Here is a 12,259-nt window from a genome sequence, read left to right on the forward strand (position 1 = left end):
TTCATCCTTAAAAAGGACGAAAAGGGTATAATTCCGTGGTACCACCTTTATTTGCAAGTTATATTAATAAGACTAGTTAACTTGCACACTCACATTGATAACGGTTTTCAACCGGCTTCTCCTACTATTTTTCAAAGAAGCTGTATCAAGGGCGACCTTCCAAAATAATACAAACCAGGAAGTTTCCAGCCAAGCCTTCCCTCTCTATGGGTGATTATTTTGTACTCTTCCCTCTCTTCACATTTCCTGTATGGTACTTATATTTTAATATGACGATATGATAAATACAACTTATAAATCAATATTGCACAAAACAAGTTTGTCTATACATATCTTATTATAAAGCAGCCAAAATGTGAAGCGAGAGGGTGATTTAATGGCTCGTTTTTACCGTTATAGATTACCACCATGGGCATTAAGGTGTATTATTATCCTAGAAAGAGTAACATTACCGATTTTAATCTTTCAATTAATACGAACCCTATTTTTCCCTTCTACTTTAGATGTGTTTTTATTAGGGTTATTAGTTGGTCTGTTTATCGCATTTTATTTGGAATGGATTTAGCTTTCGAGGGATTCATCTAAGAAAGAGGGCTCAATCATGTCATTGAACTTTTGAGAAAACTTTATTGCTAAAAGCAGTTGTCGATAAGTATGCACAAGCTCCTTCATATGATCTATTGTAGTCGAAAAATCACCACTATCATATTGTTTTATAAGGTTGATATAATCGGTAGGATCTAGTAGGTAAATTGCTAATAACCGTAACTCTATCTTAGATAAATTATTTTCTTTTGTATAAATATCAAATAAATCAATAAGTGCTTCGCCTGGTTGATCATGGTATTTACATTCTTCCTTTATGAATCTGGATAAATCTATACAAGCATTTCCAAAGAAAGCATTTTCCCAATTGATAATTGACGTATGTTGGTGATGAAGTACGTGGGAAAATTGAAGTTGACCATGGCATAAGCTAAAACTCCACCTAGTTTGTTCTTCTAGCAATTCCATAAATCCTGTAAGATGATTGATAAGTTCATAAAATACAAATTCTAAATCACGATAATGTGTACAAACTTGTAAGCCAAATGGTGACATGTATGGTTCACTTTCAAATTTTTCCACATACCCAATTAACATAGAATGCATCTCCAAACAATAACTATGATACTGTTTAAACTGCTGTGCTGAGTGTTTTGGATCCATAGAAAGCGATTGTTTGGTTATGGCATGTATGTTTCCTATACTTCTATATATATTTTCAATTGCTTGTTGTTTCGTTACCTGTTGTGAATCAACCCATGGAGTCAAGTACCAAATCGATTGATCACCATAAGTATATAGTTCCCTATCTTTTGTTAAATAAAGTGGTAACACATCAATTAAATGGCTGGAATATGCTTGATCATAGACCCTTTTCCAATTATCAATTTCACTATTTGATAAGGAACTTTTCTTTAATGCATAAACTGCATTACCATCAGAGACTTGATAAAGACGGTCTGTAACTGTTTTTACTTCTTTTGTATATACACCATATTGATTTAAAATGGTTTCGATCATTTTCACATCTACCACCTACTAAAATTAGATACCCCTTGATATGAAAAGATCAAGGGGTATATAGATTATTTAACTGGAATATATAGCAATTGCCCTTCTGAAATTTCATCATCTGTTAACCGATTTTGCTTAACAAGTCGAACCTTAGATACATTATATTTCTCTGCAATTGATTCTAGTGAATCGTCTCCTTGTACAATACATAACTTCATCTTTGTGTATGTGTCTTCTTCCTCATCTCTGAACATATCTGCTAAATAGCCTACATCTCTAATTTCATCTGATTCACTTTCATCGTTACTATCGATATTGGGGGATTCATCAAAGTCTATACTAGGTGAATGTGATTCGTTCCATATCACTTCTGTACTTTCCCCTTCCGTATCCTCTAATGAGGGTGATTCAACTGAGGAAGATTCATCATCCTTTTGGAAAAATTCCTTAAGGCTTTGTGTCTCCTTATACTTCCAACGGTCTTTTTCCTTTTCCTGATTTGAATGATCATCTTTATCTTCTACAAAATCTGAAGATAATGGTGGTGTATCTTTTGTATCGATTGATTCATTAACAGAAGAGGATTCATTTAGTTCTTCTTGTGTTTGATTAATTTCAAATTCAAAAAATTCATCTTCCTCTTCACTACGTTGAGACGCAGCATATGCTTCTGACTCAGCACTTTCCTCTACTGATTCTTCAATTGAGCTACTTTCGATATCCTCCTCTTCTTGTTCTTCATCGCGAATTCCATTAATCTCAATAACAGAATTAAGGTTTAGCTGACTATGATTTGGTAGCTCATAGTCAAATGACTCAACACTTACCGTTATATCATTAATGTCCGATACACGATAAGTGGGAACAGAAATCTCTACAGGGAACCGATGAACAAATTCCACTTGCCCGTCTTCCCTATCCATCACTCTTTCCACATAACGTTTCGAATGAAAGTCATCAAAATCCTCCACCTCATCTTTTAGCTCATTTAGAGTGTCTACTTTTTGATACTCACCCTGAAGTTCTATAACACCTCTAATAGATATATACTCATGAAAAGGCTGGATTGATATTTCTGGGTCAAGAGAGATCCCTAACATTTCCGAAACTTCCTGTCCCTTTTCAAAATACAATGATTCATTTAACTCGAACCGAAATACTCCTTGTTCATTTGTCAAAAGCCTTCCTCCCTTCAACATACATATCATACATATGCTTATATATGTCTTATTTCACTATATTCAACAGGTTGCATTTATATGCTTATCAATATTAGAAAACTTCTCTATTACCAAGTGTTTTCAAAGTTTCTAATCGCGCAGTAAAGTAAGTTCTAACCTAATGTGAAATCATTTTAATTAACTGATTATTACAAAGGACTGTTTTCTAAAAGATTGTTGCTGTTACGAATCTTCATGAACAATTTATATAAATTGCAATGGACATAGCTCAGTTGATTTTCCGGTTCGGCCAAGTAAAATTCACTTTCGACGGGAATTAATCTGCTATCAATAACGGGAGGAGAGTCCCAAACTAGGGATTTGCGGGAAATAGCGGAATGACGATTCATCAATAAGCATAGGCGGTTCCTCATTCTTCCGCTATTGATAAGAAAAGCGATACTTTTAAGGTCAAGATGAATCCTCGTTCCGCTAATACCATTAAATCACCTCGATTATGAGGGGAAAACCACAATTAACGGAACGAGGATTACAAACCATGCTCCAAACACGGGTTTTTCGGAAAAATAACGGAACGACGATTCACCAATAAACATAGGCGGTTTCTCACATCGCACGCAGGAAAAGTGTAGTTCTTTTCCAAGTAGCTAAAAAAGTAAGCCAACGAAGAATTTAGATGTGTCATTTTTACTGGACTTTTTGAACATCCTCTAATAGTGAAAACAGCCTTTCATCTATAGGATTACTCTAATAGGTGGAAAACTAACGTTTATCATCATGATAAATAGAGGTCAAAAAGACAAGAAGTCGTCGTATAATCTATCAAGTCCGATGGTGAGGACCTAGCAAATTTTGCTAAAAACCCAAAAAGACGAATTAAAAAAGCTATCCCAAATTCGTATTGGGATAGCTTCTATCTATTAAAAAAATTATTTTTCTATTTTCGAAAAGGCAGTTCTGACCGCTTCAACTGTTTTCTCTATATCTTCATCAGTGTGAGCAGTGGACAAAAATAACCCTTCGAATTGCGATGGAGGTAAGAATACACCTTCTTCAATCATTGCACGATAATATTGTGCAAAATAATCCGTATTAGATGCTTGTGCTGTTTCGTAATTAATAACAGGACCTTTCGTAAAGAATACACCTACCATAGAACCTGCACGATTAATAGTAATATCAATTTCAAATTCGTTAGATGCTTGTTCAAAACCTGCTACAAGCTTGTCCACTTTTTTATTGATCTCTACGTAATCAGATTCACCTAGCGCACGCAACGTTTCTAAACCAGCTGTCATGGCAAGTGGATTTCCAGATAATGTTCCTGCTTGATAAATATTACCAGTTGGTGCAACACTTTCCATAATTTCACGTTTTCCTCCATAAGCTCCTACAGGTAATCCACCACCAATCACCTTGCCAAGACATGTTAAATCAGGGGTTACATTAAAATGTCCTTGTGCACAGTTATAACCTACCCGAAAACCTGTCATAACTTCATCAAAGATTAGAAGGGTTCCGTTATCTTCAGTAATCACTCGTAATTGTGATAAGAAATCATCCTTAGGTGGTACAACACCCATGTTACCTGATACTGGTTCTACAATAACAGCCGCAATATCATCACCAAATTGTTCAAATGCATAACGAACACTTTCTACATCGTTATATGGAACAGTAATTGTATTTTGTGCAATCGACTCTGGAACACCAGGGCTATCTGGAAGTCCTAAGGTTGCAACACCGGATCCTGCTTTAATTAATAAAGAATCTCCGTGACCATGATAGTTCCCTTCAAATTTTAGAATTTTATTGCGCCCAGTATATCCTCTTGCTAAACGAAGTGCACTCATTGTTGCTTCTGTACCAGAATTAACCATACGAACCATTTCTATCGATGGGACACGATCGATGACCAAATCTGCTAACTCATTTTCTAGTATAGTAGGAGCTCCAAAGCTTGTCCCTTTTACAGCTGCCTCTTTTAATTTAGAGACAACACGATCATCAGCATGCCCTAAAATTAAAGGTCCCCAGCTAAGCACATAGTCAATATATTCATTTCCATCAATGTCTACTATTTTTGACCCTTTTCCAGATTCCATAAATAAAGGGGACATTCCAACCGATTTAAATGCACGTACTGGAGAATTTACACCCCCTGGCATTAAATCTACCGCTTCTTTATAGGCATCTACTGATTTATCAAATGATCTCACGGTAACACCACCTCACAATAGTATAGAAAATATTATTCATTTAACCATTCTGCAACATCTTTTGCAAAATAGGAAATAATTAAATCAGCACCTGCACGTTTCATTGCAGTTAATTTTTCCAAGACCAACTCTTTTTCATCAATCCATCCATTTAATGCAGCAGCTTTCACCATGGAGTATTCTCCACTTACATTGTACGCGACTACTGGTTTATGAAAATTGTTTCGAACATCTCGAACAATATCTAAATACGACATAGCTGGTTTGACAATAAGGAAATCAGCGCCTTCCTCCACGTCAGATCCAGCTTCACGTAATGCCTCTTCCCGATTGGCAGGGTCCATTTGATACGTTTTACGATCTCCAAATTGTGGAGTACTGTCTGCAGCATCACGAAACGGACCATAAAATGCAGAAGCGTATTTAACTGCATAGGCCATAATCGGAATGTTCGTGTAGCCTGCCTCATCTAAAGCTTCTCGTATTGTTTCAACATATCCATCCATCATATTGGAAGGCGCAATAATATCAGCACCTGCTTCCGCTTGTGATACAGCAGTCTTTGCTAATAATGGTAATGATGCATCATTATCAACGTCGTGATTATGGATTACCCCACAGTGTCCATGTGACGTATATTCACATAAGCAAGTATCAGCCACAACCAACAAACCTGGAACCTCTTTTTTAATTAGTCGCGTTGCTTCTTGGACAATTCCATCCTTTATAAATGCACCTGTTCCTTCTTCATCTTTTTCTTTCGGTACACCAAATAAGATAACTGCTTTGATGCCTAATGAACGAATTTCTTTCATTTCTTCTACGACGTAATCCAATGAAATGTGATAAACGCCAGGCATGGATGGTACTTCCCTTTTTATGTTCTCTCCCTCTACTACAAAAATGGGATAAATAAAATCATCTATCGACAACTTATTTTCTCTCACTAAAGAACGCATTTCCATTGATGACCGTAACCGGCGATGTCGCTTAAACGCTTTTGGTCCACTCATAAAATCTATTCTCCCTTTCCTATGTAATGTTCCATTTGCTGGATCATTCCATCTATTGTAAATGTGGATGGCACTATAATATGTGTAAACCCTAACTGCTCCGCTTTATCTGCTGTAGTTGTACCAATACAAACACAAGGCGTATGAATTAATTGATTTAATTTATCATCCTCTTCCTTCAATTCCATAAATGCTTGTACAGTTGAAGGACTTGTGAATGTAAGAAAATCAATTTCATCATTATAACAAGACGTATTAAGTTGCTCCTTTACCTCATAGTTCGTCGTTGTGGCATAAAGTTCAACCGTTTCAAACGGGATACCTTTTGCTTTAAATTCCTCGGGGATTGTATCTCTTGATAAATTTCCACGGATTAATAAAATGGATGAACTTACATCATATTGTTCTAAAAACTCCTCTACCATAGTTGCTCCATTAAAAGTAGATGGCATAAAAGTAGTATGGAACCCGTATGTTTTTAATATTCTTGCTGTCTTCTCCCCGACAGCAGCTATTGGTATATGACTCAAATCTTGTAGTCTTATACCTCTTACTTTTACGAGTTGTACGAAAGCATGCACACCATTCGCACTTGTGAAAAAGAGCCAACTATAGGATTCTATCTTTTGTAAAAACTGTTGATCTATATCCAACTTGCAGGAGATTTGTAATAGCGGAACTACAATGGGTTTGCCACCACGAGCTTTTATTTTTTCTGCAAATTCCCGCGCTTGTTTTTTCTCCCGTGTGACAAGAATTGTTTTACCTTGCAAGGATGCTGTCACTACTGATTAAGCTCCTCTTTCACACCATCCACGATTTCTTTAGCTCCTTGTTTAATTAATTTTTCCGCTGCTTGTTCTCCTACTTTTACTGGATCTGTTCCATGTACAATTTCTTTTAAGATTGTTTTCCCATCAGGTGTACCGACAAGTGCTGTTAATACAATTTCCTCATTTTCTAAATAGGCATATCCTCCTATCGGCACTTGACAGCCACCTTCTAAAAGATGTAAAAATGTACGTTCAGCTGTTACAGTTTTTGTGGTGTATTCATCATTTATTTGATTTAATAATGTACGTAATTCTTCATCATCTTCTCGACATTCTATTGCCAAGGCACCTTGGCCAACAGCAGGAACACAAACATCTGGTTCTAAGTATTCTGTAATTAATTCTTCACTTAATCCTACTCGTTTAAGTCCAGATACTGCTAAAATAATCGCATCATAATCTTCTTCTCTTAGTTTTCGTATACGGGTTTCAATATTCCCACGTATCCATTTAATATTGACATCAGGTCTTTCCGCTAAAATCTGTGCAGATCGTCTCAAGCTGCTTGTTCCTACAATCGCACCTTCTGGTAAATCTTTTAACGGTATATTATCGTTTGCAATATAGGCATCACGATGGTCTTCTCTTTCAGGGATAGATGCAATTGCTAACCCTTCAGGCATACTAGAAGGCATATCTTTCATACTATGTACCGCTAAGTCTATTTCTTTATCATACATAGCTTGTTCGATTTCTTTTACAAATAACCCTTTTCCCCCAACCTTTGATAACGTAACATCAAGGATTTTATCCCCTTTTGTCACAATTTTCTTCGTTTCAAACTCATTCTCTATTCCTGCTTTTTTCAAGCGATCGATAACCCATTCTGTTTGTGTGACCGCTAAGTTACTTTTTCTTGTACCTACAATAATTTTACGCATGTGTTATCCTCCTTAACACGTTTAAAAATGAAAATTAGAAAGCAAACTAAATAAAAAGAAGTTGATTAACAAAACTAAAAAGGCTGCTGTATTGTATATAGCAATCGATCTTCCTCGATATCCTCTTACAATTCGTAATAACAAATATAGAATGTAAACCCCTAATACAAGAATTGAACCGATCGTCTTTATATCCAACCAATAAAACTCGACATCCATACTATAGGCCCAGACGATACCATAAATAATTCCAATTAATAATAAGGGTACCCCTAAAGTAATTGCAGTAAAAGAATAGATATCTAGCCGTTTCAAATCTCCAAAACGCCACATCCATTTCAATCCTTGTTTCTTTTTCAAGAAATAATATTGTGTTAAATACATTAAAGAGAAAATAAAGGCTAACGTAAAAAAGCCATAGGATACGATTGCTAGTGTTATGTGTGTAATTAATATTTCATGAACAAATTGAATACTACTAGGCTCCATCTGTGCTTGGATACGCATCGATATCGCTAGTAAAAGAATAAAAAAAGTAAAAACATTTGTAAAGAACACAATGAAATGGATTGTAAATAAGCGATTCATTAAAAGTGAAAATGTCACTAAAATCCAAGCATAAAAAAATAAACCCTCTTGAAGTGTTGTTATTGGAAAGCTTTTATCACTTATGAGTTGGATACATAAAAAACTAGTTTGCAACAACCAAACCATACTAAGTAACCAGAAGGCTATCCGATTCGCCTTCCGGTTATGTTGAATAAAATCAATAAAGTACCCAACTAAACTTAATCCATAAATCACTAAAATAATTTCATACATCCATTTGGTAATATCCATGAACGGAAATCCTTTCTATTATCGAGTAGCAATACGATTTAGAAATGGAAAGGATACCTTTTCTTGTTCTGTTGCTGGTACTAACTTATCATTTTTTTGTGCTTGCTTATCAATCTCTTTTTTAACTTCCTCTTCAATCCCAAATATATCAACAAATAGTTGTAATGATTCTTCTGCCTGCTCACTACCTGCTAACTCTTTTGCCTGTGTCACAGGCTCTTTTAATAACTGATTGATAATACTCTTCGTATGTTTGTTTAACACTTTTTTCTCACGAGCAGTTAAATCTGGCATTTTTCGTTCAATACTTTTCATTGTTTCCGATTGAATTGCTAATGCTTTTTGCCGGAGTGCAGAAATAACTGGTACAACACCTAATGTTTGAAGCCATTCATTGAAGTCGACCATTTCCTTTTCAATCAGTATTTCAATTTTTTCAGCAGCTGCTTTTCTAGCCTCTAAATTTTCATCAACGATATGTTGCAAATCATCTATATCATATAAGAAAATATCATCTAACTTACTAATGGCTGGATCAATATCTCTTGGAACAGCTATATCCACCAAAAAGAGCGGATTTCCTTTACGTTGCTTTCGGATGGGTTCTAATAATTCTTTCGTTAACATTACAGAATTAGAACCAGTAGAGCTTATAAGAATATCAGCTTGCTCCATTAATTCCTCTAATTGCTCAAGTGATGCTGCTTTAGCATGAAATTGTTCTGCTAACCCTTGGGCTTTTTCTAATGTTCGATTAACAACCGTAATATTCGTTGCACCTGAACCGTGTAAGTTTTTGGCTGCTAATTTCCCCATTTTCCCAGCACCTAGTATAAGAACTTGTTTCTTTTCAATCGAACCAAATATTTTTTTGGCTAACTCAACAGCAGCATAACTCACGGAAACGGCATGTTCTCCAATTGCTGTTTCTTTATGTGTTCGTTTCGCAAATGTAATAGCCTGTTTAAACAACTCATTAAATATCGTTCCAGTTGTATTCACGTTTTGCGCTGTTAGGAATGATTGTTTTACCTGACCTAAAATTTGGGTCTCCCCTAATACCATCGAGTCAAGTCCTGTTGTTACGCGGAATAGATGCTCAATAGCACCATCTCCATCTACAATCTTTAAATATGGCGTAAATGTTTCTTTATCCACCTTAAACCAATCTGCAATAAATTGCTTAATATAATAGCGGCCTGTATGGACTTGATCCACAACAGCAAAAATTTCTGTACGATTACATGTAGAAATAATCACATTTTCAAGGATACTTTTTTGTTCTTTTAATTGAAGCATTGCTTCTTCTAATGTATCTTCTGAAAATTGAAGTCGTTCCCTAATTTCTACAGGGGCTGTTTTGTAATTAAACCCAACTTTTAAAATATGCACATTATCTACCCCCATCAAACTAGCCCTTTTTACATAGTCCTTATTTTATTATAACATGAGAAAATCCATACATAATGACAATAATGTGAACAGATTTTGAAACCATATGATATGATGGAACGTACATACATAGTAATCTCGATTGTACTCTACCATACCCTTTCAGAAATCGCAAGAAAACAATATATGGACTGAAAGTAGTGATGTCGTCTATGAAAAAGGAGAAATCATTTGTAGGTTACATTTTAATCGGTGTCGGAGCTTATTTCTTTATACGAGAATTAAGACTTCCAATTTTTACTGATTTTTATTCTTGGCCAACGTTACTCATCATCATTGGATTAGCTTTAATACTTCATAGTTATACTTCCAAAGATTATCAGCATTTATTCAGTGGAACCATAATACTGGGACTTGGTATTCATTTTCATGGACTAAACCATTATTCATTTTGGATTGATCATTGGGGAATGTATTTACTCATTATCGGAATTGCATATATTGTTCGGTACACTCAAACAAAGAAAGGCTTGATGTATGGGCTATTATTTATCGGACTTTCCATTGTAATGATATTTTCAATCCAGGTGCCTGCTCAATTACGTTGGATTAATGACATAATACAGTATATCGAACGGTTTTGGCCTATCATTCTCATAGTAGTAGGAATTTATATTATCAAAAAGAAACGGTAACCCTAGCTCTTCTTGTTAGGATTACCGTTTTTCTTATATTATGACTCCTTTCGAATTCTTTGTTGTTATTACCGTCGCATCTTCTATATTATGTACAATAACTAGAATATGCACATTGCTTCGCTTCGACATTATAATTAATACTTGAAAATGTAATAATCTTTTTTTAAAACTAGCCTATAATATAGAACTTAGGAATGCTTTTGTCCGTTCCTCTTTCGGTTGATCAAATAATTCATTAGGTATACCGTATTCTACAATCTTACCATCATGCATATACACCACTTTATCGCCGACTTCTCTGGCGAATCCCATCTCATGTGTAACGACAATCATAGTCATACCTTCTTCTGCTAGTTCTTTCATTGTTGCAAGTACTTCTCCAACTAATTCAGGATCTAGTGCTGATGTTGGCTCATCAAATAGCATGATATCTGGTTTCATCGCCAACGCTCTTGCAATTGCGACTCGTTGCTTTTGACCACCTGATAGTGTTGAAGGATATACATCATACTTATCCCCCAATCCAACTTTATCTAAAAGCTCCTTTCCTTCTTGTATCGCTTGATCTTTTGGGACACCCTTTACTTGTGTAGGAGCTTCGATAACATTTCCTAAAACAGTTTTATGAGGAAATAAATTAAAATGCTGAAAAACCATACCAACCCGTTCCCGAACAGTATTTAAATTATGTGTTTCTTCTTCAATCTGCTCACCTTCTAAGAAGATTTTACCGCTATTTTTTATCTCTAAAAAATTCAAGCATCGAAGTAAAGTACTTTTTCCAGAACCACTTGCTCCAATTAAAACGACAACATCACTTTCTTTCACCGTAAGATCCACGTCTTTTAAAACATGCAAATCGCCAAATGATTTATTTAGCTTCGTTACTTTAATCATATCTTCCCCTTGTTGCATGAAAATCCCCTCTCATTAATCACTTTCTGCTAATTTCTTTTCCAATTTATTCACCAGTACTGTCAATACTAAAACAATAAACAAGTAGTAAATCGCTACTGTTATAAAGTAAGGGAGGTAATCAAAACTATTTGACCCCATTGTACTAGCTACACCAAATAACTCTTGCATTCCGATGAATGATACAAGGGAGGAATCCTTTATCCCAATAATGAATTGATTACCAAGCGGGGGAATTGCCCTACGGAAGGCTTGTGGTAAAATAATTCTACGCATTGTTAATCCATTTGACATTCCAAGTGACCTGCCTGCTTCTCGTTGTCCTTTATCAATTGATTGAATGGCACCTCGAATTATTTCAGCTATATAAGCACCGCTATGAAATGCCAGACCGGCAACACCCGCCCAAAACATTGGTATCAACATGATGTCTGTTAATCCATAAAATAGAATGAAAATCTGAACAATTAATGGTGTACCACGCACAATCCAAATATAAGCATCCGCGATCCATACTAACACCTTTATATTAGAAATTTTAAGAAGGGCAAAAAACAGACCAATAATACAAGCAATTATCAATGAAGCTACTGATAACTGAAAGGTAATCCATAAGCCGTTTAAAAAGACATCAAAGCTATTAATAAATACATCAAAAAAATGCATAATTGCTGACAAAATGAGTCATCTCCTTTTACCAAAAAACGTAAGAACCAATCAAGCCTAA

At 35.4% G+C, this 12,259-nt stretch carries 12 protein-coding genes and 1 other annotated feature; of the genes, 2 read left to right on the forward strand and 10 right to left on the reverse strand.

Features of this window, described 5'->3' with window-relative positions:
- Window positions 1-9: 9 nt before the first annotated feature.
- Window positions 10-247: a binding site (T-box leader), on the reverse strand.
- Between the two features lie 129 nt (window positions 248-376).
- The gene (locus GHC26_RS04850) at window positions 377-565 is read left to right on the forward strand and encodes a hypothetical protein (RefSeq protein WP_163970138.1); all 189 of its coding nucleotides are present in this window, start codon (window positions 377-379) and stop codon (window positions 563-565) included.
- Here the strand turns inward: GHC26_RS04850 and GHC26_RS04855 are convergent.
- The 8 genes from GHC26_RS04855 to hemA form a co-directional block, all read right to left on the reverse strand.
- The gene (locus GHC26_RS04855; RefSeq protein ID WP_163970139.1) at window positions 562-1,572 is read right to left on the reverse strand and encodes a phosphotransferase; all 1,011 of its coding nucleotides are present in this window, start codon (window positions 1,570-1,572) and stop codon (window positions 562-564) included. The two genes, GHC26_RS04850 and GHC26_RS04855, sit on opposite strands and share 4 nt — an antisense overlap.
- Before the next feature lie 59 nt (window positions 1,573-1,631).
- A complete protein-coding gene (gene spoVID, locus GHC26_RS04860) occupies window positions 1,632-2,738 on the reverse strand; it encodes a stage VI sporulation protein D (protein WP_226376849.1) in 1,107 nt (368 codons plus the stop codon).
- 932 nt (window positions 2,739-3,670) lie between these two features.
- Window positions 3,671-4,960, reverse strand: coding sequence for a glutamate-1-semialdehyde 2,1-aminomutase (hemL, locus tag GHC26_RS04865; protein ID WP_163970141.1), 1,290 nt, complete (start codon window positions 4,958-4,960; stop codon window positions 3,671-3,673).
- Between the two features lie 32 nt (window positions 4,961-4,992).
- Window positions 4,993-5,973, reverse strand: a complete 981-nt coding sequence (gene hemB / locus GHC26_RS04870) for a porphobilinogen synthase (protein ID WP_163970142.1) — start codon at window positions 5,971-5,973, stop codon at window positions 4,993-4,995.
- Between the two features lie 5 nt (window positions 5,974-5,978).
- Window positions 5,979-6,758 (reverse strand): uroporphyrinogen-III synthase, encoded by a 780-nt coding sequence (locus GHC26_RS04875; RefSeq protein WP_163970143.1) that lies wholly within the window; start codon window positions 6,756-6,758, stop codon window positions 5,979-5,981.
- Window positions 6,758-7,687, reverse strand: a complete 930-nt coding sequence (gene hemC / locus GHC26_RS04880; RefSeq protein ID WP_163970144.1) for a hydroxymethylbilane synthase — start codon at window positions 7,685-7,687, stop codon at window positions 6,758-6,760. Before hemC ends, GHC26_RS04875 begins: the two co-directional genes overlap by 1 nt.
- Before the next feature lie 21 nt (window positions 7,688-7,708).
- On the reverse strand, window positions 7,709-8,527 hold the full coding sequence (locus GHC26_RS04885; RefSeq protein WP_163970145.1) for a cytochrome C assembly family protein: 819 nt from the start codon (window positions 8,525-8,527) through the stop codon (window positions 7,709-7,711).
- 18 nt (window positions 8,528-8,545) lie between these two features.
- On the reverse strand, window positions 8,546-9,919 hold the full coding sequence (gene hemA / locus GHC26_RS04890; RefSeq protein WP_163970146.1) for a glutamyl-tRNA reductase: 1,374 nt from the start codon (window positions 9,917-9,919) through the stop codon (window positions 8,546-8,548).
- Between the two features lie 212 nt (window positions 9,920-10,131).
- On the opposite strand from hemA, the gene GHC26_RS04895 reads away from it, so the two are divergent.
- Entirely contained in the window at window positions 10,132-10,614 is a 483-nt protein-coding gene (locus GHC26_RS04895; RefSeq protein ID WP_163970147.1) for a LiaI-LiaF-like domain-containing protein, read from the forward strand.
- Between the two features lie 177 nt (window positions 10,615-10,791).
- Here the strand turns inward: GHC26_RS04895 and GHC26_RS04900 are convergent, their stop codons facing one another.
- Together GHC26_RS04900 and GHC26_RS04905 are read right to left on the reverse strand one after the other, a co-directional pair.
- Entirely contained in the window at window positions 10,792-11,514 is a 723-nt protein-coding gene (locus tag GHC26_RS04900; protein ID WP_163970209.1) for an amino acid ABC transporter ATP-binding protein, read from the reverse strand.
- 33 nt (window positions 11,515-11,547) lie between these two features.
- Window positions 11,548-12,198 (reverse strand): amino acid ABC transporter permease, encoded by a 651-nt coding sequence (locus GHC26_RS04905; RefSeq protein WP_163970210.1) that lies wholly within the window; start codon window positions 12,196-12,198, stop codon window positions 11,548-11,550.
- Window positions 12,199-12,259: the final 61 nt, after the last annotated feature.

This window comes from Oceanobacillus halotolerans (genome assembly GCF_010993955.1).
GTDB lineage: Bacteria > Bacillota > Bacilli > Bacillales > Amphibacillaceae > Oceanibacillus_A > Oceanibacillus_A halotolerans.

Excerpts from the sequence above, each read along its gene's own strand:
- GHC26_RS04850 (WP_163970138.1), top strand. The coding sequence starts at position 377 with ATGGCTCGTTTTTACCGTTATAGATTACCACCATGGGCATTAAGGTGT.
- hemC (WP_163970144.1), bottom strand. The coding sequence starts at position 7,687 with ATGCGTAAAATTATTGTAGGTACAAGAAAAAGTAACTTAGCGGTCACA.
- GHC26_RS04895 (WP_163970147.1), top strand. The coding sequence starts at position 10,132 with ATGAAAAAGGAGAAATCATTTGTAGGTTACATTTTAATCGGTGTCGGA.
- GHC26_RS04900 (WP_163970209.1), bottom strand. The coding sequence starts at position 11,514 with ATGATTAAAGTAACGAAGCTAAATAAATCATTTGGCGATTTGCATGTT.
- hemB (WP_163970142.1), bottom strand. The coding sequence starts at position 5,973 with ATGAGTGGACCAAAAGCGTTTAAGCGACATCGCCGGTTACGGTCATCA.
- GHC26_RS04885 (WP_163970145.1), bottom strand. The coding sequence starts at position 8,527 with ATGGATATTACCAAATGGATGTATGAAATTATTTTAGTGATTTATGGA.
- GHC26_RS04905 (WP_163970210.1), bottom strand. The coding sequence starts at position 12,198 with ATGCATTTTTTTGATGTATTTATTAATAGCTTTGATGTCTTTTTAAAC.